This is a genomic window from Nocardioides sp. NPDC087217, assembly GCF_044744805.1.
Taxonomy (GTDB): Bacteria; Actinomycetota; Actinomycetes; order Propionibacteriales; family Nocardioidaceae; genus Nocardioides.
In genome coordinates this window covers 499,240-522,523 of sequence record NZ_JBIUZB010000001.1, presented here as the reverse complement: position 1 = coordinate 522,523, position 23,284 = coordinate 499,240, and the positions used below count along the sequence as shown (strand labels likewise).

General features: G+C 70.6%; 15 protein-coding genes. 7 read left to right on the top strand and 8 right to left on the bottom strand.

Going from position 1 to position 23,284, the window contains the following annotated elements:
• Window positions 1-43: 43 nt before the first annotated feature.
• The 4 genes from ACIO3S_RS02685 to ACIO3S_RS02670 are packed head-to-tail and all read left to right on the top strand — an operon-like array spanning window position 44 to window position 4,585.
• On the top strand, window positions 44-1,228 hold the full coding sequence (locus tag ACIO3S_RS02685) for a hypothetical protein (RefSeq protein WP_400459095.1): 1,185 nt from the start codon (window positions 44-46) through the stop codon (window positions 1,226-1,228).
• Window positions 1,229-1,233: 5 nt separating this feature from the next.
• Window positions 1,234-2,577 carry an FAD-binding oxidoreductase gene (locus tag ACIO3S_RS02680; protein ID WP_400459092.1) on the top strand — a complete coding sequence of 448 codons (1,344 nt, stop codon included), beginning with the start codon at window positions 1,234-1,236 and terminating at the stop codon, window positions 2,575-2,577.
• Window positions 2,577-3,350 (top strand): creatininase family protein, encoded by a 774-nt coding sequence (locus ACIO3S_RS02675; protein WP_400459089.1) that lies wholly within the window; start codon window positions 2,577-2,579, stop codon window positions 3,348-3,350. Before ACIO3S_RS02680 ends, ACIO3S_RS02675 begins: the two co-directional genes overlap by 1 nt.
• On the top strand, window positions 3,347-4,585 hold the full coding sequence (locus tag ACIO3S_RS02670) for an amidohydrolase family protein (protein WP_400459086.1): 1,239 nt from the start codon (window positions 3,347-3,349) through the stop codon (window positions 4,583-4,585). The genes ACIO3S_RS02675 and ACIO3S_RS02670 overlap by 4 nt, the downstream gene beginning before the upstream one ends.
• On the opposite strand, the gene ACIO3S_RS02665 is transcribed toward ACIO3S_RS02670, so the two are convergent.
• Window positions 4,563-5,108, bottom strand: coding sequence for a helix-turn-helix domain-containing protein (locus ACIO3S_RS02665; RefSeq protein WP_400461054.1), 546 nt, complete (start codon window positions 5,106-5,108; stop codon window positions 4,563-4,565). The two genes, ACIO3S_RS02670 and ACIO3S_RS02665, sit on opposite strands and share 23 nt — an antisense overlap.
• A 184-nt stretch (window positions 5,109-5,292) precedes the next feature.
• Between ACIO3S_RS02665 and ACIO3S_RS02660 the strand changes: the two genes are divergently transcribed.
• Both ACIO3S_RS02660 and ACIO3S_RS02655 read left to right on the top strand, forming a co-directional pair.
• Window positions 5,293-5,745 (top strand): agglutinin cell wall attachment protein, encoded by a 453-nt coding sequence (locus ACIO3S_RS02660; RefSeq protein ID WP_400459083.1) that lies wholly within the window; start codon window positions 5,293-5,295, stop codon window positions 5,743-5,745.
• Window positions 5,746-5,853: 108 nt separating this feature from the next.
• On the top strand, window positions 5,854-11,379 hold the full coding sequence (locus tag ACIO3S_RS02655; protein WP_400459080.1) for a carboxyl transferase domain-containing protein: 5,526 nt from the start codon (window positions 5,854-5,856) through the stop codon (window positions 11,377-11,379).
• A 22-nt stretch (window positions 11,380-11,401) separates the two neighbouring features.
• Here ACIO3S_RS02655 and ACIO3S_RS02650 read toward each other — a convergent pair whose 3' ends face one another.
• Together ACIO3S_RS02650 and ACIO3S_RS02645 are read right to left on the bottom strand one after the other, a co-directional pair.
• Window positions 11,402-12,691: a hypothetical protein gene (locus ACIO3S_RS02650; protein WP_400459077.1), complete on the bottom strand. Its 1,290-nt coding sequence runs from the start codon at window positions 12,689-12,691 to the stop codon at window positions 11,402-11,404.
• 139 nt (window positions 12,692-12,830) lie between these two features.
• Window positions 12,831-13,268: a hypothetical protein gene (locus ACIO3S_RS02645; protein ID WP_400459074.1), complete on the bottom strand. Its 438-nt coding sequence runs from the start codon at window positions 13,266-13,268 to the stop codon at window positions 12,831-12,833.
• A gap of 228 nt (window positions 13,269-13,496) precedes the next feature.
• Here ACIO3S_RS02645 and ACIO3S_RS02640 point away from each other — a divergent pair, with 228 nt between their 5' ends.
• Complete coding sequence (locus ACIO3S_RS02640; protein WP_400459071.1) at window positions 13,497-15,737, top strand: LuxR C-terminal-related transcriptional regulator; 2,241 nt, start codon at window positions 13,497-13,499, stop codon at window positions 15,735-15,737.
• Here the strand turns inward: ACIO3S_RS02640 and ACIO3S_RS02635 are convergent.
• From ACIO3S_RS02635 to ACIO3S_RS02615, 5 genes are all read right to left on the bottom strand, one after another.
• Entirely contained in the window at window positions 15,734-16,930 is a 1,197-nt protein-coding gene (locus ACIO3S_RS02635; protein ID WP_350838341.1) for a cation:proton antiporter, read from the bottom strand. The genes ACIO3S_RS02640 and ACIO3S_RS02635 overlap by 4 nt on opposite strands.
• A 94-nt stretch (window positions 16,931-17,024) precedes the next feature.
• Window positions 17,025-17,843, bottom strand: a complete 819-nt coding sequence (locus tag ACIO3S_RS02630) for a substrate-binding periplasmic protein (protein WP_400459068.1) — start codon at window positions 17,841-17,843, stop codon at window positions 17,025-17,027.
• A gap of 158 nt (window positions 17,844-18,001) precedes the next feature.
• The gene (locus ACIO3S_RS02625; protein WP_400459065.1) at window positions 18,002-20,149 is read right to left on the bottom strand and encodes an alpha-galactosidase; all 2,148 of its coding nucleotides are present in this window, start codon (window positions 20,147-20,149) and stop codon (window positions 18,002-18,004) included.
• A complete protein-coding gene (locus ACIO3S_RS02620) occupies window positions 20,146-22,215 on the bottom strand; it encodes a beta-galactosidase (RefSeq protein WP_400459062.1) in 2,070 nt (689 codons plus the stop codon). Before ACIO3S_RS02620 ends, ACIO3S_RS02625 begins: the two co-directional genes overlap by 4 nt.
• Window positions 22,212-23,252, bottom strand: a complete 1,041-nt coding sequence (locus ACIO3S_RS02615; protein ID WP_400459059.1) for a LacI family DNA-binding transcriptional regulator — start codon at window positions 23,250-23,252, stop codon at window positions 22,212-22,214. Before ACIO3S_RS02615 ends, ACIO3S_RS02620 begins: the two co-directional genes overlap by 4 nt.
• Window positions 23,253-23,284: the final 32 nt, after the last annotated feature.

The following is a 23,284-nucleotide window of genomic DNA, read 5'->3' as shown; positions in this document are numbered from 1 at the left end:
ACTCCATCCCCCAAGCTCTACCCATAAGAAAAAGGGACACAGCATGAACCGACACATACCCCTGCGCGCCGCCACTCTCGTGGCGCTCTCGACGATCGCCCCGTTCGCACTGGCCGGCTGCGGGAGCGACGCCGGCTCCACCAACACTGCCACCGCGGGCGAGGTGACGAAGGCCGAGAAGGGCAGCGCGAAGGACCTCTCCGACGTCTGTCCCGCGACCGTGGTGATGCAGCAGGACTGGCAGCCCGAGGCCGAGCACGGCGGCATGTACAGCCTGATCGGCGAGGGCTACACCGTCGACACCGACAAGAAGACCGTCACCGGGCCGCTCGTCTCCGGGGGCGTCGACACGGGCGTGAAGATCGAGGTCCGCTCGGGTGGGCCGGCGACCGGCTTCCAGCCCGTCCCCGCGACCATGTACCTCGACAAGGACATCCTCATCGGAGCGGTCAACACCGACGCCGCGATCGCGGCCGCGGAGAAGCAGCCGACCGTCGCGCTGGCCTCACAGCTCACCGTCTCGCCGCAGATCCTGATGTGGGACCCGAAGAGCCAGGACGACGCGAAGACCATCGCCGAGGCCGCCGGCGACGGCGACCCGGTCGTCACCGCCGGCGACGTGATCCCGGCGCTGCTCGAGTCGCAGGGGATGATCGAGAAGAAGCAGTCCGACCTCTCCTACGAGGGCACCCCGCAGCGCTTCGTCACCGAGCCCACGATCCTCCAGCAGGGCTTCGCCACCGCCGAGCCCTACATCTACGAGAACGAGATCAGCAGCTGGTCCAAGCCGATCGGCTACCAGCTGCTCGCCGACGTCGGATACACCATCTACCCCGAGCCGATCGCGGTCCGTGCCGAGGACGTACGGAAGGAGGCGGACTGCCTCGAGAAGCTCGTCCCGGTGATGCAGCAGGCCGAGATCGACTACCTGGCCGACCCGGACTGGGCCAACGGGATCATCGTCGACATCGTCGAGCGCTACCAGACCGGCTGGACCTACAGCGAGGGCGTCGCCGCGTACGCCGCCAAGACGATGACCGACCTCGACCTGGTCCACGACGACCCGAAGTCCGGAGTCTTCGGCCAGATCGACGGCGAGCGGATGAAGGGGATCGTCGAGACGTTCGCGCCGATCATGAAGCAGGCCGGCACGATCCCGTCCGACGACATCGACCCGGAGTCGCTCTACGACAACCGGTTCATCGACGACTCGATCTCGATGAAGTGATGTCGATGACCATCTCGCAGCGTACGTCCCAGGTGACCGCACTGGTCGCCGACCGCCTCGGCGCGGACCGGGTCGAGACCGACCCGGCCGCGCTGGTCAAGCTCTCCTCGGACTGGTCCCGGATGTCGCCGGTGCTCCAGGAGAAGGTGCCGAGCGGCAGGTACGTCGCCGACGCCATCGTCCGGCCGCGCACAGAGCAGGAGGTCGCCGACGTGCTGGCCGTGGCCTACGAGCACGACGTGCCGGTCGTCCCACGTGGGGCCGGGACCGGCAACTACGGCCAGGCGACACCGTTCACCGGCGGGATCATCCTCGACCTGCGTGGTCTGGACTCGATCGAGGTGCTGGCCGACGGCAACCTGCGCACCGGGGCCGGTGCCCGGATGACGCGCATCGACAAGGTCGCCCGGGCGGCGGGGCGCGACCTGTGGATCTTCCCCTCCACCAAGGGCTCCACGATCGGCGGCTTCATCGGTGGCGGCAGCGCCGGCACCGGGACCATCGAGCACGGCACCACCTCCGACGGCTTCGTCACCGAGCTGACGGTGGCACCGATGGACGGCAGCGGACGCCTGCTCACGGTGACGGGCGAGGAGACGCTGCCCTACATCCACGCCTACGGCGTGACCGGCGTGGTGACCTCGGTGGTCGTCCGCACCGACCCCGCACGGGACTGGGTGGCGGTCTATGCCGCCTTCGACAGCTGGGACGCGATGGTGTCCGTGCACCGCCGCCTGCTCGACCTGCCGGTGCTGCCGAGGTTGGCCTCGGGCGACGAGCCGGCGCTGGTCCCGACCCTGACCACCAACGTCGAGCTCGACCCGTCCCAGCACAGCCTGCGAGTGATCGCGGAGGCGTCCACGGTCGCCGAGATCGAGTCGCTCGTGATGGCGGCCGGAGGCAGCGTACGGGCTCGTCTGGAGGACTATGCCGCGACCGATCTGCTCTCCGGGATGTCCTACAACCACCCGGTCTACTTCCTCCAGCGCGCGCACCGCGACCGGAGCTGGTTCCACATGGAGACCGGGGGCGAGCTCTACTGGAACGACGCCGACCGGGTGCGGAAGGTCTACGACGGCCCCGTCTGGCTGCACCTGGAGCTGATGGGGAACGCCCCGCTGGCGATGGTGGTCGCCGAGTACGTCTCCGAGGAGCAGGTCCTCGCCGGCATCCCGCGCTTCGACGAGATCGGGGTCGGTGTGCACTCGCCCCATCAGTGGTACGTCGACCGCAACGTCGAGCTCGTCACCGCGGTCGCGCGCGAGCGCGACCCCAAGGGGCTGCTCAACCAGGGCAAGCTCACCGACCACGCGCTGGTCGACACCCGTATCAACATCGGAGTCCGCTGATGCCCCGTTTCGCCGACCTCACGGCCCCCGAGATCGCCGCTCTGCCCGAGGACACCGTCGCGGTGCTCGGTCTCGGCGCGATCGAGCAGCACGGTCCTCACCTGCCGGTCTCGACGGACTACGTCATCGCCGCCGAGGCGGCCTCGGCAGCGGTGGCGGCCGTGGCCGAGGCGGGCAGCGCGTCCGTGGTGCTGCTCGAGCCGCTGGCCTACACGAAGTCCGACGAGCACTCCTGGTCGCCCGGCACCATCTGGCTCTCCTGGGACACCCTGATGCGGGTCCTGGTCGACATCGGCCGCTCGCTGAGCACGTCCGGGATCACCCGGCTGCTCTTCGTCAACGGGCACGGAGGCAATTCCGCCCTCGGGCAGGTCGCCAGCCGTGAGCTGCGCAAGCAGTTCGGGCTGGCCACCTTCTTCGCCCACCTCTCGGTGCCACCCGACCAAGGAGGACGCTCCTCACGGGAGGACGAGCTCGGCCTCGGCATCCACGGCGGCCACGGCGAGACCTCGATGATGCTCCATCTGCGGCCCGAGCTGGTGCACCAGGAGCGAGGGGAGCGGAAGGTGCCCGAGCAGTTGGCCGGCTACCGGCACATCGGCTTCGGCAAGCCGGTCTCCTTCGGCTGGCTCTCCGACGACTTCGGCACCGACGGCTACCTCGGCGACCCGACCACCGCCACCGCCGAGGACGGCAAGCTCCGCTTCGAGGCCGGGGTCGCCACGCTGGCGGAGGTCATCGTGGAGGCCTCCCGCTTCACGCCGTCGGCATGACGCTGCGGATCACCGGCGCAGCCACGGGAGACCTCTCGATCGAGGGGCCCGACGACACCCTCGACGCCTCGGGCTGCCTGGTCACGCCGGGCCTGGTCAACGCCCACCATCACCTGCTGCAGACCGCGTTCCGCACCCTGCCCGGGACGCGCGGCGTCCCGATGGCGACCTGGCTGCCCACGATGGCGGCGGCCTACGACCGCGTCGGGGTCGACGCCGAGCTCACCTACGCCGCCGCGCGGGCCGGGCTCGCCGAGTCGCTGCTCTGCGGGGTCACGACGGTGGCCGACCATCACCTGACCTGGCCGGGCTCCCTGACCCCGGAGGAGACGGTGCCGTTGGCGCAGGGGACCGCGCGGGCGGCGGCCGAGCTGGGCGCCCGCCTGGTCCTCGTCCGCGGTGCCGCCCGGGACGACCCCGAGACCGCGGCGCACAGCGCCGACCTGATCGCGGAGGCGCTGGTGGGGGACGCACCCGGCGGGGTGAGCGCCGACGGCATGCTGCAGGTCGCGGTCGGGCCGGCCGGGGTGCACTCCGATCCGGAGCCGACTTTCCGGCTGATGGGGGAGGTGGCTGCCCGGCGCGGGCTGCGGCGGCGTACCCAGGCCAACGAGCAGGTCGACGTCGCGATCGCGGCCGAGCGCTACGGCCGCCGCCCGATCGACCTGCTGGAGGAGTGGGGCTGGCTCGCGCCCGACGTGACCCTGGCCCATCTGTGCGACGTGACGCCGGACGAGATCCGGAGGCTGAGCGCGGCCGGGGTGAGTGCCACCCACGCGCCCGGCTGCGACCTGCCGATGGCGTGGGGGATCGCGCCGGTCGCCGCGCTCCGCGAGGCCGGAGTCGAGGTCGGGCTCGGCACCAGCGGTGGCGGCAGCAACGACGCCGGCCACCTGCTCGCCGATGCCCGTCTCGCCATGCAGGTGGCACCGCTGGTGGGTCCTCCGCTGGCGGCCGCCGACGTGCTCGCGATGGCGACCACCGGCTCGGCGGCCGGCCTCGGCCGACCGAGGCTGGGGGAGCACCAGGACCTGTGCGTCTGGGACGTCTCCGGGGTCGCCGACGCCGGCGTCCACGACCCGGTCGCCGGCCTGCTGTGGGCCTCGCCGGGTCGTCGTCCGCGGCACGTGGTCGTGGCCGGCCGGGTCGTCGTACGCGACGGGGTGCTCACCACCGCCGACGAGCGCGAGATCGTCGCGGATCTGGCACGGCTCAGCGCCCGCGCTGCTCCTTGACCACCAGCAGCCGGAAGAGCTCGCCGTCGGCGCTGGCCCACCGGTGCCGTACGCCGCCGGGGATGTAGACCGAGTCGGCCGTCTCCATGACCTGCTCCTCGCCGTCCAGGTCGATCCGGAGCGTCCCGCCGACCACGTAGACGAACTCGTCCTCCTCGTGCTGCCAGTAGCGGTCCCAGGCGGACCTGTCCCCGGTGAACTCCATCGGGATGAACGCGTGGTCGGCCCCGGCGACCAGCGCCTGCACGGCGCCGTTGGCCGCCTCCGCGGTGCCGGGGTCGGAGCGGCGTACGACCGTCACGGGGCCGGCGGAGGCGCTCTCGACGCTGTCCGCGAGCAGCGCCTGCTGGGTCGTGCCCAGCGTCTCGGCGATCCGGAACAGCGAGGACATCGAGGGCCGCGCCATCCCACGCTCGATCTGGCTCAGGAACGGGTGCGACAGGTCGGTCGCCTCGGCGAGCTGGACCAGTGTCATCCCCCGCCCCTTGCGCAGTTCCCGCACGCGGGCGCCCAGCCGTAGCACCGAGCGATCCAGGGACTGTCGCGGATTCCGGGTCACCTGCTCAACCTAGCCGTCGACGGCGCTCCGTGTTGACCGCGTCACGAGGAACTCACGGTTCCGTCGCGTGTCAGAAACAACACATCCGTTCCTGCTCTGCGAAACGGAGTTTCGAAATGCTGTCGACAGTGGTAGTAGGTTGATGGGCATGACCGTTCCTCCTGTGGTCAGACAGGAACAGCTCATCGACGAGATCGCCCTCCACCTCGCGGACGAGGTAGAGGGCGACTGGTCCACGTTGGTCTTCAACCACCGCAACCTGTCCATGTTCTTCACCGGCCGCATCGACGTCCATCGCCCGGACGGCAGCTTCGCCCATGCCCGCCCACCCGACACGATCCTCGCGCTGACCGATGAGCTCCGGCGGGTGATGTACGAGCCCGGCAAGGGGGCCTGGTTCTCCGCGCGCTGGACCATCGCGTGCGAGGGCGGCGAGGCGCCCACGACGAACATCGCGTTCAACTACGACGACGAGCCCGTCTGGCGCTGGCCTGCGCACCCAGGGCTGTACGCCCTCGACCTCGAGACCTTCCCGCGTGACGAGGATCGCATCCCCGCCTGGCTTCGGCAGAAGGTCAACGGCGCCCGCCGAACGCTGTAGAGACGCTGGTCGACCCGTCTCGCTTGGGAAGGACCCACAAGGAATCCCGGCGAAGCCTGTCAGAGTTAAGCGGTCACAGGAGCGGCGGCAGATGAAAGGGTCTGCACCGTGCCACAGGTCTCTCGAATTGCCATCGTCAACCGCGGTGAAGCCGCGATGCGTCTGATCCATGCTGTCCGCGACCTCAACGCGCGGGATACGTCCGAAGGGACGATCCGCACCATCGCGCTGCACACCGACGTCGACGCCGGGTCGGCGTTCGTACGCGAGGCCGACGAGGCCCACTTGCTCGGCGCCGCCGCGGATCGCCCGTACCTCGATCTCGCCGTCCTCGAGCAGGCGCTCGTCGCCTCCCGGGCCGACGCCGCCTGGGTCGGCTGGGGCTTCGTGGCCGAGGACCCCGCCTTCGCCGAGCTGTGCGACCGGCTGGGGGTCACCTTCATCGGCCCCAGCGCCGAGGCCATGCGGAAGCTGGGCGACAAGATCGGCTCGAAGCTGATCGCCGAGGAGGTCGGCGTCCCGGTCGCTCCCTGGAGTCGCGGGGGCGTGAACACGCTGGAGGAGGCGCTCTCGAGCGCCGAGGAGATCGGCTACCCGCTCATGCTCAAGGCCACCGCCGGTGGCGGCGGTCGCGGCATCCGGAAGGTCACCTCCGGTGCCGAGCTCGCCGAGGCGTACCAGCGCACCCGGGACGAGGCGGAGCGGGCCTTCGGCAGCGGCGTCGTCTTCCTCGAGAAGCTGGTCACCGACGCCCGCCATGTCGAGGTCCAGGTCATCGCCGACGGTCAGGGCACCGCCTGGGCGATCGGCGTACGCGACTGCTCCGTGCAGCGGCGCAACCAGAAGGTCATCGAGGAGTCGTCCTCCCCGCTGCTGACCGAGGACCAGTCCGCCGAGCTCAAGGCTTCCGCCGAGCGGCTCGCCACGGCGGTGGGCTACGCCGGAGCCGGCACCGTCGAGTTCCTCTACCACCCGGGCGAGAAGACGTTCGCCTTCCTCGAGGTCAACACCCGCCTCCAGGTCGAGCACCCCATCACCGAGGCCGTGACCGGCACCGACCTGGTCGCGCTGCAGATCCAGGTCGCTTCCGGCGTACCGCTCACCGGCGACCGCCCGCTCGAGCGCGGCCACGCGGTCGAGGCCCGGCTCAACGCCGAGGACCCGGACCGCGACTTCGCGCCCGCTCCGGGGCGGATCACCCGCCTCGAGTTCCCCGCTGGCCCCGGCATCCGCGTCGACACCGGCGTGGCCGAGGGCGACACCATCCCGGCCGACTTCGACTCGATGATCGCCAAGGTGATCGCCTGGGGCGCCGACCGCGAGCAGGCGCTGGCGCGACTGCGCCGGGCGATGGGGGAGACCACCGTCATCATCGACGGCGGCGCGACCAACAAGAGCTTCATCCTCGACCTCCTCGACCAGCCCGAGGTCACCACCGGCAGCCCGGCCTGGGCCGACACCGGATGGATCGACCGGGTGCGCGGCGAGGGACGGCTCCAAGCGGCCCGGCACGCCGGCGTCGCGCTCGTCGCCGCCGCGATCGAGGGGTACGACGAGGCCGAGCGCGGCGAGATCGCCCGCATGCTCCAGACCGCCCAGGGTGGCCGGCCCCAGATCCAGCACGACCCCGCCCGCACCATCGAGCTCAAGCTGCGCGGGGCGACGTACGCCCTGACCGTGCGGCAGTCCGGACCCGCCCGCTACCAGGTCACCATCACGGCCGGCGGCGAGCGGCGCACCCTCACCGCCACCCTCGACCGGATCGACGAGGTGCACGGCCGGCTCACCGTCGACGGCCACCGCTACCGGCTGGTGACCGCCACCCACGGCCCCGTCCACCTGGTCGAGGTCGACGACGTGATGCACCGGGTCAGCCGCGACGAGGGCGGCATGGTCCGCGCCCCCGCGCCGGCGCTGGTCGTGTCCACCCCGCTCGCCGTCGGCGACGAGGTGGCGGCCGGGCACCCCGTGCTGGTGCTCGAGTCGATGAAGATGGAGACCGCGCTGACCGCGCCGTTCACCGGCCGGGTCAAGGAGCTGCTGGTCCGGGTCGGGAGCCAGGTCGAGACCGCGGCGCCGCTGCTGCGCCTGGAGCCGACCGGCGAGGCCGAGGGCGAGGCGACCACCGCCACCCTGGCCGACCTCGATCTGCCCGAGCCCACGACCGAGATTGGCCGCAGCAACGGTGCGCTGGACGACCTGAGCAGCCTGCTGCTCGGCTACGACGTCGAGGAGGATCAGCGTCCGGCGCTGCTCGCCGCCCATCTCGCCTCACGCTCCGCCGGTGCGCCCGCGGACACCCTCCGCACCGAGATGGACCTGCTGGCCCTGTTCACCGACTTCGCCGAGCTCAGCCGCAACCGCCCGGCCGGTGACGAGCCGTCCACCGAGCTGCGCGTGCACAGCTCGCGGGAGTACTTCCACACCTACCTGCGCAGCCTCGACCCCGACCGGGGCGCGCTCCCGGACCACTTCCGCGACAAGCTGCTGCGGGTGCTCGCGCACTACGGCGTCACCGACCTCGAACGTACGCCGGAGCTCGAGCGCGCGGTGTTCCGCATCTTCCTCGCCCAGCAGCATCCCTCCGACGTCGACGTCGCGATCGGGGTGCTGCAGCGCTGGCTCGGCGACCCGCCGCCGGCGACGGAGGACGCCGCCGCGGTCCGCGCGCTGCTCGAGCGGATGGTGCGCGCCACGCAGCTCCGGTTCGCCGTGGTCGGCGACCTGGCCCGCTCCGTACGGTTCGGCTGGTTCGACCAGCCGCTGGTCGATGACGAGCGCCGCGCGGTGCTGGAGGGCGTACCGGCCGAGGTCGCCGCCCTCACCGACCCGAACGCCCCCGACCGGGCCGCCCGCGTCGACGCTCTGGCGGCTGTCCCCGAGCCGCTGGTCGGCTTCCTCCGGGACCGGTTGGTCGACGGGCTTCCCGAGCGCGAGCCGCTGTTGGAGGTGCTGATCCGGCGCCACTACCGCGACTACCACCTGCACGACCTGACCGTCACCGGCACTGGCACAGACGATGACGGCGGACGCCCCGTCGCGCACGCCGAGTACGCCACGGACGAGAAGGGCGCGACCCGTGTGGTGTCCACCATCGGTGACGTGACGGAGCTCGCCCAGCCTGACGGCCCTCTCGCTGCCGCCATCACCTCGGCGCTCAGCTCCGACCACGACGACGTCGTCGAGATCTACCTGCGCTGGACCGACGCACCCACCGATCCGGACCTCGCCTCGACCGAGCTCGCCAAGATGCTCGCCGGGCAGGAGTTCGCCCGCCGCGCCCGCCGCGTCTCGGTCGCGGTCTGCCATGCCGCGCCACAGCCGATCGACTACTTCACCTACCGCCACCACGCAGACGGCGCCCCCCACATCCCGACAGCCGAGCTGGTCGAGGACACGCTGCTCCGGGGCATGCACCCGATGGTCGGTCGCAGGCTCAACCTGTGGCGCCTCAGCGAGTTCGAGGTCACCCGGCTCGCTGCACCCGACGACGTCCTGCTCTACGAGTGCGTCGCCCGGGCAAACCCGGCCGACCGCCGACTCGTCGCGGCCGCCCAGGCCCGCCAGCTCGCCGTGATCCGCGACGACGAGGGCCGCGTGATCGGGCTGCCGCACGTCGAGCGTGCCGTGGAGAACTGCCTCGAGGCGATCCGCCGCGTACGCACCGCCCGAGGCCGTGAGGGCACCAAGCTCGACGTCAACCACGTCTGGGTGACCGTGTGGCCGGTGGTCGAGGCGGATCTCGACCAGATCACCGCGCTCCAGAGCAAGATCACACCGCTCAGCGAGGGCGCCGGGATCGAGGAGGTGCTCGCGCAGGGCCGGGTGGCCGGGCGGGACGGCGGCGACCCGACCCCACTGGCCATCCGTTTCCACGCCAAGCCGGGCGCGGGCGTCGTGGCCGACGTCATCGAACCGCCCACCGAGCCGCTCGCCCCGATGGACGAGTACGCCGCCAAGGTGCTGCGCGCCCGACGCCGCGGCCTCGTCTACCCCTACGAGCTCCAGCGCGCCCTGGCCGGGAGCGGCACGGTCGTCGAGCACGACCTCGACGCCGACGGCGTACTCGTACCCGTCGATCGTGCTCCCGGGCTCAACAGTGCCGGCATCATCGTCGCCGTCGTGACCACCCCGAGCCCTCTCTACCCTGAGGGCATCAGCAGAGTCGTGCTCTGCGGTGACCCGCTCAAGTCCCTCGGTGCGCTCTCGGAGCCCGAGTGTGCCCGGGTGATCGCCGCCATCGACCTCGCCGAGCGGATGAACGTCCCGGTCGAGTGGTTCGCGGTGTCGGCCGGTGCGCGGATCTCGATGGAGAGCGGCACCGAGAACATGGACTGGGTCGCGGCCGCGCTGCGCCGGATCGTCCAGTTCACCCAGGACGGCGGCGAGATCAACATCGTCGTCGCCGGGATCAACGTCGGTGCCCAGCCGTACTGGAACGCCGAAGCGACGATGCTGATGCACACCAAGGGCATCCTGGTGATGACCCCGGACAGCGCGATGGTGCTGACCGGCAAGCAGTCGCTCGACTTCTCCGGCGGTGTCTCCGCCGAGGACAACCACGGGATCGGCGGCTACGACCGGGTGATGGGCCCGAACGGGCAGGCGCAGTACTGGGTGCCCGACCTGGCCGGTGCCTTCCGGGTGCTCATGGCGCACTACGAGCACAGCTACGTGGTTCCCGGAGAGACCGGGCCGCGCCGCGCGCCGACGGCCGACCCGATCGACCGCGACGTGTCGTCGTTCCCGCACGCGGGTGACTTCACCACGGTCGGCGAGATCTTCTCGGCCGAGCACAACCCCGACCGCAAGCGACCCTTCGACATCCGCACGGTGATGCGGGCCTTGGCCGACGCCGACCACGAGATGCTCGAGCGGTGGGCCGGCATGGCCGATGCCGACACCGCCGTGGTCGTCGACACCCGGATCGGCGGCTACCCGGTCAGCCTGGTCGGCATCGAGTCCAAGCCGGTGCCGCGCGCCGGCTTCCCTCCCACCGACGGTCCGGACACCTACACCGCGGGCACCCTGTTCCCGCGGTCGTCGAAGAAGGTCGCGCGCGCGATCAACGCGGCGTCGGGCAACCGGCCGCTGGTGGTGCTCGCCAACCTGTCCGGCTTCGATGGCTCCCCGGAGTCGATGCGCAACCTGCAGCTCGAGTACGGCGCCGAGATCGGCCGCGCGGTGGTCAACTTCCAGGGGCCGATCGTCTTCTGCGTCATCTCCCGCTACCACGGGGGTGCGTTCGTGGTGTTCTCCAAGCACCTGAACCCGTCGATGACGGTGCTCGCCATCGAGGGTTCGTACGCCTCGGTCCTCGGTGGCGCTCCTGCGGCGGCCGTCGTGTTCGCCGCGGAGGTCTCCAAGCGGGCGGCGGCCGACCCTCGGGTCGCCGCGCTCGAAGAGCGCATCGACCACGCCGAGGACGGGGAGCGCGGCGAGCTCGTCGTCGAGCTGGCCGAGCTCCGCGCCCAGCTGCGGGCGGACAAGATCGCCGAGGTCGCGGCCGAGTTCGACGATGTGCACGACATCCACCGCGCCGTCGAGGTCGGCTCGGTCGACGAGGTCATCGCGGCCAGCGACCTGCGGCCCAAGGTGATCGACGTCATCGAGCGGGCGTGGGGCAACGGGTGACCGACCGAGGTCACCACATGCTCTAGGTCGCCGGGCTGGAGCCCAGGGAGGCGGTTGGCTCCCTGGGCCGGCCGGCTCCGACCAGAACCTGGAGAACGACCAGCAGGGCGAGCACCAGAGCCAGGGACCACCAGAGTCGGTCCATCGTGACGTCGTTGCCCCAGAGCAGGACCACGCCGCCCAACGCCACCACGGCGACCCGAAGCCAGGTCACGTTGGCGGCGACCCAGCGGCCCGCTCCACCGACGGGACCGTCCCCCAGCCGAGCGCCGACGCTCTCGAGACCCCCGCCGATGGTCGTACGTGCGGTGGTGCCGTACCTGTTGGAACCGGCGAACCAGCCGGCGAGCACGATCACCAGACCGAGCCACAGCACCACCTGCTGGCCGCGGTCGAGGTACGTGAGAAGGGTGTCGAAGAAGATCCGGCTCGCCGGCCCGAAATCGGTGCCGGAGAGCGCATTGACGAACATCTGCTCTCCGATGGACAGCACCCACGCCAGGAGCAGGGCGTTGGCGGCGATGACCGCTCCGATCCACACCGCCATCCGTGGCCGGCGGCGGGCCAGCACCAAGGCGGCCAGGAACAGGACCCCGACCACGGGAAGGAGCCACTGGGCGACCGGGTTCGAGAACGCGTAGATCGTGCGTACCTGCCGGAGCTGGGGTGCGTCCATCAGCACGATCTGACGGTCGGTCTCGGGGATGGGCACGTTCTCGACGATGGTTAGACCCCGGGCGACTAGTCGTTCCTTGACCCGTTCGATGACCTCGTCGACGTCGAGCACGACCTCGTCGCCCTGGAGCGACACGGCACCGGTGTCGTCGCCGTTCAGGATCCGCTGGAGGGTCTGCTGGGCTCTGGTGTTGGCCAGGACCCAGACGTCGGCGAACTCGTCGGAGGCGATGAACGCGCGTACCTCGCGCTCCACCAGGCCGTTGATGGCCGCGGCAAGAGGCGCCACGAGCTGCTCCAGGCGCGGTCTGTCCTCGATCACGCCGGCGAACGCGGTGTTGAGGATCGCCTCGACATCGACCTGCTGCTGGATCGCCGCGGTGACCCGGGTCGCGATCACGTCCTGCACCTCGGGCGACTCCACGAGGGGGCCGACGGTCTCGACGTACCGCTCGGCGTCGTTCAATGTGCGCTGCCCCCAGTAGGCCACCGCCGCCGGCGTGGTCAACAACCCGGCCAGCACCAGGCAGATCACCGCCGCGATCGATCGTCCTCGTGACGGTCGGTCGGCGGTGGTGATGACGGGGTCGTCGGTGGGTTCTCGGGGTTCGCGGGTGATGGGCGAGTCGTTCGACATGGTGGTGGTCCTCTCGGCAGGTCCCGTCTTCGAACGAGGCCGGTCCCCAGGCTGTCCGGCGGGTCCGTCCGAGACATCACCCGGAGCGGGCGAACCCAGGTCCCGTCAGCCGGTCGTCCCGATCCGGTCGAGGGCCAGGTCAGCGGGTGATGTCGCGACCGTGCGCCGTCAGCGCCCAGATGACGAAGATGTCGACAGCGATGATCAGCGTCGACCAGAACGGCGAGTAGGGGATGAACGCGAAGTTGGCGCAGGCACTCAGCACGGCCAGGGTGACTCCGATGATGCGACCCCAGACCATGCCGTTGAGCACGGCGAAGCCCGCGAACACCACGAGCAGTCCCAGGATCAGGTGGATCCAGCCCCAGCTGGTGGCGTCGAGCTGGAGCAGGTAGTTGGGAGTCGTGACGTAGAACTCGTTCTCGAAGAGGGCGACGAGGCCGGAGAAGGCCTGGAAGCTGCCGGCCATGATCATCATCACGCCGGCGAACAGGATGAAGCCGGTCGCCCAGCTGCTGGGCGGCGGTTCCTGCGCCTTCCAGGTGGTCTCCTCGTTCAATGGGGTCTGTTCGGTCATGACGGGACGCTCCTTGGATTGCCGCCGACCGCGAGGGACTCGATGTCGGGTCGTGAAGTGAACGGACGATCTCAATCTGGTCGCCGGGACCTGGCGGCGAATCATCCTCATTGTGTGAAACGTGAGGGCGTCAGGACTGAGACGGTGGCCGAGACTCCGCCGGGCCTACCCACAAGTCATCCGTCAGGGATGAGACGTCGGGCTGCCCGGATCTCTAGCGTGCGAAGGGTGGAAGACGCTGGCGAAGCCGCGCGAACGGCTGCCGGGCTCGACGAAGTTCTGCTGGACGTCAAGCTTTCGGTTCCCGAGCTGCCGCTCAGACTGGTGAGCAGGGCCCCTCTGATCGAGGCGGCCCGGAGCAGCGGCGCGTCGTCGGTCGGAATCACCGCGCCCGCCGGCTACGGCAAGTCCACACTCCTGGCGCAGTGGGCAGAGGCCGAGGACCGCCCGGTCGGTTGGGTGTCGCTCGACCGCCTGGACGACGACTCCAGCGCCCTCCTCGTGCTGCTCGCCTCGGCGTACGCGCGGGCCGTGCCGGATCAGCAGGGCGTGGTCGCCGACGTGAGCGGTCTGGGCGTCTCGCCGTTGGGACGTGCCGCACCGCACCTGGCCGCCGCCCTCAGTCGAAGCCCGGAACCCTTCGTGCTGATGGTGGATGACCTGCATGAGCTGCACTCCTCGGCCTGCCACGATGTGCTGAGCGTGGTCATCTCCGGTGTACCGGCCGGCTCCCAGCTGGTGTCGGCCAGCCGCGTCGAGCAGCCCCACCTGGCTCGGCTGCGCGCCTCCGGCGCCGTCCTCGACGTGCTGGGACCCGACCTGGCGCTGGATGTGACGGGTGCCGAGCAGATCTTCACCGCGGCACAGGTGCCGCTCACGCGTGACCAGGCGATGGTGGTGACCGAACGGACGGAGGGTTGGGCGGCCGGCCTGCACCTGGCGGCGATGATCGCTCGGGACACGAGACAGGACGTGTCGAGCATCTCCGGCGACGACCGGTACGTGGCCGACTACCTCTACCGGGAGTCGCTGAGCCAGCAGGACGAGGCGACGCAACGGTTCCTGCGGCGTACCGCTGTGCTCGACCGGCTCTGTGGTTCGCTGTGCGATGCGCTGTCGGGGGACACCGACGGTCAGGACCGGCTTCTCGCGCTCGAGGGATCCAACTCGTTCCTGCTGCCGCTCGACCGGCGGCGGGAGTGGTACCGCTATCACCCGCTGTATCGCGAGTTCCTGCTCGGAGAGCTGCGTCGGGTGGAACCGGAGGTCGTCGCGAAGCTGCACCTGCGGGCCGCCGACTGGTTCGAGGCCAACGAGTCTTCGGCGATGGCCCTCGAGCACCTGCTGAACACGCCCGAGCGGGACCGGTGCGTCCAGATCGCGACGCAGCTGGTGCTGCCGACCTACAGCGCCGGGCAGATGTCGACCGTGCGGCGGTGGCTGTCCGTGCTCGGTGACTCGGCCATCGAGGAGCACCCTCCGTTGGCCGTCCTGGCCGCCTGGATGGACGTCCTCGGTGGCGACCCCCTCGGGGCGCAACGCTGGGCTGCCGTGGCAGAGGCTGCGGAGTACGACTGGGTGCCGATGGACGGCACCGCATCGTTCGAGTCGGCGCGCGCCATGTTGCGGGCCGCCATGTGCCCGGCGGGACCTGCGGCGATGATGCGTGATGCCGACCTCGCCATGGTCCAGGAACCGCCGTGGAGCCCGTGGCGCGACACGGCCCTGGCCGACGCCGCCGAGGCACAGCTGCTCCTGGGGGACGTCGAACGGGCCGCCGCCCTGTTCGCCGAGAGCTCCACCGCCGGAGCCGAGCTCGGCAACACCGACACCATCGTCAACGCGCAGGCCGAGCTCGCGCTGTTGGCGATGGAATACGGACGATGGGACGAGGCGACGGAGCGGGTCGCCGTCGCCCTCGCCGTCGTCGAGAAGCACCGGATGTACGACTACGCGATGAGCGTCCTCGCGTTCGCGGCCGCTGCCCGGCTCGGGTTGCACGACGGGAATCTCGGTGAGGTCGACCGGCAGCTGACTCGGGCCATGCGCGCGCGTCCGTCCTGCACGTACGTGCTGCCGCACCTGGCCGTGCGCAGTCGCCTCCAGCTGGCCAGGGTGTTCTGGGCACGCGGCGACCAGACGTCCGCCCGGCACCTGCTGCGCGAGATCGACGACGTGCTGCAGCGCCGACCGGAGCTCGGGGTGCTGGTCGACCAAGTCGCGAGGCTGCGCGCCAGGATCAACTCCTCAGAACGTGTCACCGCTGGCAGGCCGCCCCTGAGTCCGGCCGAGCTGCGCCTTCTGCCCTACCTCCAGACCCACCTCACCATCGCCGAGATCGGCGAGCGACTGTTCGTCTCCCGCAACACCGTCAGCTCGCAGGTCGCCTCGATCTACCGGAAGCTGGGCGTCACATCGCGAAGTGATGCGGTCCGGCAGGTCATCTCGATCGGGCTCCTCGGCTCCTAGCCATCCGCAGGCGGTCCTTGCGCGGCGAACCGGTTCGCCGCGGGTACGGCGCTGAACCCGTGCGCCATCACGCTGAGCAGGACGGTGAGCGAGATGACCGCGACCACGTCCTCACCCGCGACATGGAGATCTTCCAGCGCGATCAACGCGAAGATGACCGAGGCCAGGCCGCGCGGGCCGAACCAGCCGACGAACACCACGCTGTAGCGGTCGAGCCCCGCGCCGAGCAGTGCCAGGACGACCGGCAGCATGCGGACGACGGTGAGGCTGAGCACGGCGTAGCCCAGCATCGTCCAGCTCCACGCGTCCTGGATGACCGGGATCGCCAGTGCACCGAAGATCAGCCAGCTGATCATCGAGGCCATGTCGCTGGACTGGTCGACGAAGTAGACCTCCTTCTCCCCGCTTCGCCCGGCAACGGTGCCGAAGACCAGGCCACCCACGAAGGCGGCGACGAACCCGTTCCCATCCGTGACCAGTGCCACGGCGTACGCCAACAGGGCCAGTGCGAGCACGGCCGGGCCGCCGAGCTCCTCGGACAGCCAGCCGCGCTTGCGTGCGCGCCTGGTGACCACGCCGCCCACGCTGCCGACGACGATGCCCGCGATCAGGCCGACCAGCAGGGAGACGACCGCGCCGCCGGGGCTCTCGACACCGAGCACCCCCTCCTCGACCGCGACCCCGGCGATCGCCACCAGCACGATCGGAGTGGCGATCCCGTCGTTGAGCCCGCTCTCCACGTTCAGCACGCTTCGCACCTTCGCGGGCACATGAGGGTTCGACATGACGGGTGCACCGAGGGCAGCATCCGTCGGCGCGAGCGCGGCGCCGACCAGGAGCGCTGCCCACGGGTCGAAGCCGAGCACGATCATCGCGGCTCCGGTGCCGATGGCGATCGTCAGCGGCAGACCGACACCGAGCAGCCGGACGTAGGTGCTCAGATCGCGTCGGAACTGCGCGAGCCGGACCCGCGACGCATCCGCGAAGAGGACCCAGACGAGGGTGACCTCCGCGATGACCTTGACCAGCTCGGGTTCGGCCTCGAGCTCGAGAAGGCCGAGTACGTCCGCGAACACCCAGCCGCCTGCCACGAACACGATGGGGGCGGTGAGCCCCAGCTGTTGGAGGCGACCTGCGAGGACGCACCACGCGACGATCGTCGCGAGAACCGCGACGAGCGCCGAGGTTTCCATGGGGCGGACCTCCCGGTCGGCTCAGCGTGGGTGTATCACTCCCGTCTATCACGGACCCGAGGGGGATGTGCGCCGTTCGCCAGGAGTGATGAACTCAGGATCCCTTGTCGCGGAACACATCGGCGAGCGGGTCCGCCTCGAAGTAGGCGGTCTTGATCCGCATCCACTCGCCGTCGAGGACCATGTCCTTCAGGACCTCGTCGATCTGTTCCTTGCGCTGGTCGCCGGAGCGGATCACGAAGCCGATCGGGGCGTCCTTGACCGGGTAGACGATCGGCTCCTCCAGGGCTATGGGCGCGCTCTTGATGATCGACTGAGCGTAAGGAGCCCCATGGAACAACGCGTCCGCCTCGCCTCGCTCGATCAACCCGATGGCAGCGCCCACGTCAGGAGCCCTGACGATCTCGACGTCGTGGTACTTCTCTTCGAGGTAGGACCCTTGGACGGCGCCGTCGACGACCGCGATCTTCTTCCCGTTGACGTCACCGCGCTTCCGGATGGTCGATCCCTCGGGGGTGAGGAAGGCGACGTACGTCGAGAAGTACGGCGCGCTGAAGTCGAACTCCCGCTCGAGGTCTGAGGTGCTCGTGACCTGGGCCCCGATCATGTCGATCTTTCCCGCTCGCAGGGCCGGGAAGAGCTCGTTGAAGTCCATCGCCACGAACTCGGGCTCGACGCCCATGCCGTCGGCGACGCTGCGCGCCATCTCGTAGTCGAAGCCCTTGGTCGCGCCGCCGCTCTGGTAGTAGACGGGTTCGGTGCTGTCGACACCGATCCGAAGGGTGTTGCTGCTGCTGACCGCGGCGCTCGCCTTTCCGCTGGCGGATGGTGTGGGGTCCGAGAAGTGTCCGCTGAAGGCGATCGCGCCTAGAAGGGCCACGGCGCCGGCGACGACCAACTTGATCTGGTTCATGTGGGGGTCCTGTTGCTGGCGATGGCTGGCACGCCAGCCCGAGCAGTATGGCGTGAGTCAGCCAACCGGACCCGGACGTCAGGTGGAGCCTGGCCAGACCAACACGGCGCGAACGAGCGACGAACCCCGGGTGACGTGGCCGGCATCGGCGGTGACGGTCACGACGCCACCTCCGCGACCAGGTGCACGATGACCAGGTCGTCGGCCCCCAACAGAGGCGCGACCACGCCGACCTCGTCGAGCAGCCGGCCGCTCATCACCGCGCCGCCGTCGTACCACGCGGGTCGCGGGCGGTCCGTGGGCGACACCGCAAGAGGCACCGGCGTCACTCGGTACGCCGTCTCCGGGGCCAGGCCGGGGAACCGAACGCGGCCGGCCGGCTGGCCCAGGGTGAGGTCGAGCGCCGAGAGACGGAACAGCGCCTCGCGCCCGTCAGGGGCGACCACGCCGTCCAACTGCAGGCCGTCGGGCACGGTGTCCGCCCGCACGACGCGGCCGGAGTGGAGCAGGCCACGGAACCGCTTGTGCAGCGCGATCCAGGCCCGGAGCTCCTCGCGCTCCTCGTCCGTCATGGCGGTGAGGTCCCACTCGATGCCGAGGTGTCCCCACATGGCGGTGCCGGCACGGAAGCGCAGGGTGTGCTGGCGTCCGGTGGTGTGGTCGGTGCTCGATCCCACGTGGGTGCCCATCAGTTCGGGCGGGAGGGTCAGCCCGGTCCACCGGACCAGGCGGTGCCCCTCGTGTGCGTCGATGCAGTCGGAGACCCAGGCCCGGTCGGTCCGCTCGAGGACTCCCAGGTCGAGGCGCCCGCCGCCCCCGCAGCAGGACTCGATCTCGAGCCCGGGGTGCCTGGCACGGAGCGCGTCCATCAGGCGATAGGCCGCGAGTGTCTGCAGGTGGACCGCAGGCCTGTGGTCCCGGCCGCGGCCCGCGCCGGTCAGGGCACGGTTGTGGTCCCACTTGATGTAGGCGATGTCGTAGCGGTCCACCAGCGCCGAGATCTGACCGAACACGTGGTCCCAGGCGTCCGGGTTGGCGAGGTCGAGGACGTGCTGGTTGCGCGAACTGATGCCGGGACCGGCGTGGGTGCCGAGGATCCACTCGGGATGCTCCCGGGCCACGTCGGAGTCGAGGCTGACCATCTCGGGCTCGAACCACAGCCCGAACTCCATGCCCAGGCTGCGCACGGTCTTGACCAGCGGGGTGAGCCCGTCGGGGAACACGTCCTCGTCCACGACCCAGTCACCCAGGGAGCTCGTGGCGTCGCGCCGCCCCTTGAACCAGCCGTCGTCGAGGACGTACCGCTCGACGCCGAGGTCGGCAGCACGCTCGGCGAGCTCGACGAGCTTCTGCGGGTCCATGCCGAAGTAGACCGCCTCCCAGGTGTTGAGGAGTACGGGTCGCGCGCGCCGTGGGTGCACGTCCCGCGCCCTCAGGTGCTCGTGGAAGCGGCCGGAGAAGGCATCGAGCCCCTCGCCCCAGGAGGCGTAGAGCCAGGGCGAGGCATAGGTCTCGTCCTGGCCCAGCACCATCTCGCCCGGCATGAGCAGCTCGCCTCCGCGCAGCAGCTTCCAGCCGGTGAAGGAGTTCTCGGCGCAGAGCACCTGGTTGCCGCTCCAGCCGAGGTGAACACCCCACACCCGACCGGCACGGAAACCGAACCCGGACCGGCCGGCACACAGCACGGTGGCCGAGTCGTGGCCGGGACGACCGCCCCAGGCCTCGCGGACGTGCTGTCCCTGGGTGAACGCGTGGCGCTGCGGGGTGCGCTCGTGGGCGTGCCGCCCCGCCATGTCGAGGAGCTCGTCGGCCTCGGCCGGCACCGGCAGAGCCGGCTCGAGCAGCGTCACCTCGTACGGCGTCGCCCCCAGGTTCCGCACGCAGGCACGGAGGCGCAACAGACCGTTCCCGAACAGCTCGATCTCGGTGGTCACCTCCACCCCGGCCGGCCTGTCCAGCGCGACGCTGATGAGCCGGGTGCAGTCGGTCGACTCGGTGACCGTGTGGTCCACCGAGTCGAAGGTGAGCGCCCAGGCCTGGCCGGCGCGGCTGCCCAGCAGACCCGGACGACCCACCCAGCCACTGGTCTGCTGCGGCAGCACCGATGCCCACGAATGCTGGTAGATCGCCCCGTCGAGGCTCGGCATCTCCAGCGAGCGGAGAAGGTCGGGAAGGTGCTCGACCGCGGTCTCGCCGAGATCCGGTCCCCAGTGGAGGATGCACGGGAGCTCGGTGGAGTCCAGCCGGACGACCAGGCTGGTGTCGCCGCGCCGGAGGTGCGCGCCGCGGGCGCGCTCGCCGGTCATCGGGCGGTGCGGGTGAACACGGCCACCCCGGAGCCCGCCAGCTCGGCGACGCCGCGATCGGCACCCGAGGAGAACATCGGCTCGCCGAGGCCGCCCAGCTCGTCCAGCTCGCCGAGGTCGACCACGTCGTCGGTCCGGTTGACCAGGAACCAGTACTCCTTCTCGCCGTCTGTGCGGATGGCGAGCTCCACCCTGCCGCGAAGCCCCGCGGGCAGCTCGCTGTCCACCCCGGCGGCCTCGAGCAGTCGGGCCAGCAGCGGCTCGAGACCATCCGCACCCAACCGGGTGGAGACGTACGTGGCCGAACCGTGCGCCAGGGCCCGCCGGGTCACCGCCGGACGGCCCGCCTGCAGGCCGGTCTTGTACGACGCGAGGACCTGTGTGCCGGGAGTCGTCGTGGTGATCCGGTCGGTCCACCGTGTCCCGGTACTGCCGTCGTCGAGAACGACCTCGCTCTCGTCCAGGAGCGGCCCGAACTCCTCGATGCGGATGCCGAGCAGGTCCCGCAGCGCACCCGGGTAGCCGCCCGGCCACACGTGGTTGTTCTCGTCCACGACGCCGGAGAAGTACGTCGTGACCAGGTGGCCGCCGCGGTCGACGAACTTCCTCAGCAGGTCGGCCGTCGCGGCCGGCATCACGTGCAGCACCGGCGCCACCACCACGTCGTACCCGTCGAGCGCTGCGCCGACGGGCAGGACGTCAGCCCGGACACCGAGCGCGAGGAACGCGACGTACCAGTCCAGCGCCTCCGCCCGATGGCTCACCGCGGAGCTCGGGTTGGCCTCCAGATCGAGGGTCCACGACGATTCGATGTCGAAGAGGATCGCGGCACGTGCCTGCTGGCGCCGCGTCCCGACGACGGAGGCGAGCCGCTCGAGGTGTCCGCCCAGTCGGACCACCGTCCGATAGACGTCGCTGTCCTCGCCGGCGTGGGGCACCATCGCCGAGTGGTACTTCTCCGCGCCGGCCAGGGACTGCCGCCACTGGAAGAAGCAGACGGCGTCCGCACCGTGTGCCACGTGGGTGAGCGAGTCCCGCACCAGCGCACCCTCCGCCTTGGGCGGGTTGATCGCGCGCCAGTTGACCGCGCTGGTCGAGTGCTCCATCAGGAACCACGGCTCACCGCCGGCGATGCCGCCGGTCAGGTTGGCCGAGAACGACAGCTCGTCGCGGGCGCGGTCGTCCACGAGCACGTAGTGGTCGTTGGAGACGAAGTCGACCTCGGCCGCCCAGTCGGCGTAGTCGATGCCGTTGAAGTGGTCCATCACCATGAAGTTGGTGGTCACCGGCACGTCGGGGGTCAGCCGGTCGAGGACCTCCCGCTCGGCGCGCAGGTAGTCCTTGAGGGCGTCGGAGGAGAATCTCTTGAAGTCGAGCTGGTGCGTCGGGTTGGGAATGGTGGGCGCCAGCCGCGGCGGCAGCACCTGGCTCCAGTCGCTGTAGCGCTGCGACCAGAACGCGGTGCCCCAGGCGCGGTTGAGGCCGTCGAGGTCGCCGTACCTCTGCGACAGCCAGGTGCGGAACGCCGCCGCGGCGTCGTCGGAGTAGTCGTAGAGGTTGTGGCAACCGAGCTCGTTGGAGATGTGCCAGGCGGCGAGCGCCGGGTGCTGGGCGTACCGGCTCGCCATCTTCTCGACGACCGCCAGGGCATGCTGCCGGAACACCGGTGACGTCGGTCGCCAGTGCTGCCGGGCGCCCGGCCACATGGTCTCGCCGGTGCGGGTGACAGGAAGGATCTCCGGGTGCCCGGTGCTCAACCAGGGCGGCGGCGAGGCGGTCGCGGTGGCGAGGTCGACGGCGATGCCGTGGGCGTGCAGGAGGTCCATCACCTCGTCGAGCCACGCGAAGTCCCAGGTGTCCGCGGTCGGCTGCAGGCGGGCCCAGGAGAAGATCCCGAGGGAGACGATGTTCACCCCGGCCTGACGCATCAGCCGGACGTCCTCGTCCCACACCTCCCGTTCCCACTGGTCGGGGTTGTAGTCGGCCCCGAAGCCGAGCGGTCCGTGAACGTTCTCGACCGTGAGCGACTCGGGCCATCGCACCCACCGGTGGAGGCGCCGGCTCATGCGGTCGTCCTGCGGGGCGCGGCGGTGCTGGCCCGGACCACCAGCCGGGGCCGCACCAGGGCCTCCTGGTGCTCGTGCTCGCCGGACTGGATCTCCCGGATCAGGGCATCGACCGCGCCCCGGCCGACCTCGTCGAACGACTGATGGACGGTGGTCAGCGGCGGCCAGAAGTACGCCGCCTCCTCCATGTCGTCGAAGCCGACGACGCTGACGTCGTCGGGGACCCGGCGACCGCGCTCGTGCAGGGCTCTCAGGAGTCCCAGGGCCATCTGGTCGTTCGCGGTGAACACCGCGGTCACCTCCTCGTTGTCGGCCAGCCGGAGGCCGGCCTCGTAGCCGGCTCCGGTCGACCAGTCGCCCGGCAGCACCGGTGGCACCGTTCGGCCGTGGGCCTCGAGCGTCTCCTGCCACGACGTCCGGCGGCGCCGCGCGGAGTAGGACAGCTCGGGCCCGGCGACGTGCCAGACGGTCTCGTGACCGAGGTCGAGCAGGTGCTCGGTGGCCAACCGTGCTCCGAGGGCCTGGTCGTTGTCGACGATCGGGTAGTCGTACTCCGCGCTGGAGTCGACCACGACCACCGGCAGCCCCTCCGGTACGGCGACGCCGTCGAGCCGGTGCGTCTCGACCAGGATGATGATGCCGTCCACCGCCTGCTCGCCGAGCTGGTCGAACGCCGCTCGAACGGCGTCCTGGGTGGCGTCCAGCACCGGCAGCAGGTTGATGGCGTACCCGGTCTGGGTGGCGGCGGCCGCGATCGCGTCGAGCGTGTGGGTGGTGCCGACGCTGGAGAGCTCGAACGCGATCACGCCGATGCTCTGGAACCGTCCGCTTCGCAGCGCCCGGGCGGCCCGGTTGGGCCGGTACCCGACCTCGCGCATCGCGGACAGCACCCGCTCCCGGGTGGCCGCGTCGACATAGCGGGCGCCGTTCGCGACCCGCGAGACCGTCTGTCCCGATACCCCAGCGATCCGGGCAACGTCGGCCTGAGAGGCCCCCCGCCGTGTCACTGGCCCCGAGGCCGTGCTGTCTGTCGCCATGGGCCGAATAATCCTTCCGCCAACCTGTTGAC

Excerpts from the sequence above, each read along its gene's own strand:
- ACIO3S_RS02685 (WP_400459095.1), top strand. The coding sequence starts at position 44 with ATGAACCGACACATACCCCTGCGCGCCGCCACTCTCGTGGCGCTCTCG.
- ACIO3S_RS02680 (WP_400459092.1), top strand. The coding sequence starts at position 1,234 with ATGACCATCTCGCAGCGTACGTCCCAGGTGACCGCACTGGTCGCCGAC.
- ACIO3S_RS02675 (WP_400459089.1), top strand. The coding sequence starts at position 2,577 with ATGCCCCGTTTCGCCGACCTCACGGCCCCCGAGATCGCCGCTCTGCCC.
- ACIO3S_RS02670 (WP_400459086.1), top strand. The coding sequence starts at position 3,347 with ATGACGCTGCGGATCACCGGCGCAGCCACGGGAGACCTCTCGATCGAG.
- ACIO3S_RS02660 (WP_400459083.1), top strand. The coding sequence starts at position 5,293 with ATGACCGTTCCTCCTGTGGTCAGACAGGAACAGCTCATCGACGAGATC.
- ACIO3S_RS02650 (WP_400459077.1), bottom strand. The coding sequence starts at position 12,691 with ATGTCGAACGACTCGCCCATCACCCGCGAACCCCGAGAACCCACCGAC.
- ACIO3S_RS02645 (WP_400459074.1), bottom strand. The coding sequence starts at position 13,268 with ATGACCGAACAGACCCCATTGAACGAGGAGACCACCTGGAAGGCGCAG.
- ACIO3S_RS02635 (WP_350838341.1), bottom strand. The coding sequence starts at position 16,930 with ATGGAAACCTCGGCGCTCGTCGCGGTTCTCGCGACGATCGTCGCGTGG.
- ACIO3S_RS02630 (WP_400459068.1), bottom strand. The coding sequence starts at position 17,843 with ATGAACCAGATCAAGTTGGTCGTCGCCGGCGCCGTGGCCCTTCTAGGC.
- ACIO3S_RS02625 (WP_400459065.1), bottom strand. The coding sequence starts at position 20,149 with ATGACCGGCGAGCGCGCCCGCGGCGCGCACCTCCGGCGCGGCGACACC.
- ACIO3S_RS02620 (WP_400459062.1), bottom strand. The coding sequence starts at position 22,215 with ATGAGCCGGCGCCTCCACCGGTGGGTGCGATGGCCCGAGTCGCTCACG.
- ACIO3S_RS02615 (WP_400459059.1), bottom strand. The coding sequence starts at position 23,252 with ATGGCGACAGACAGCACGGCCTCGGGGCCAGTGACACGGCGGGGGGCC.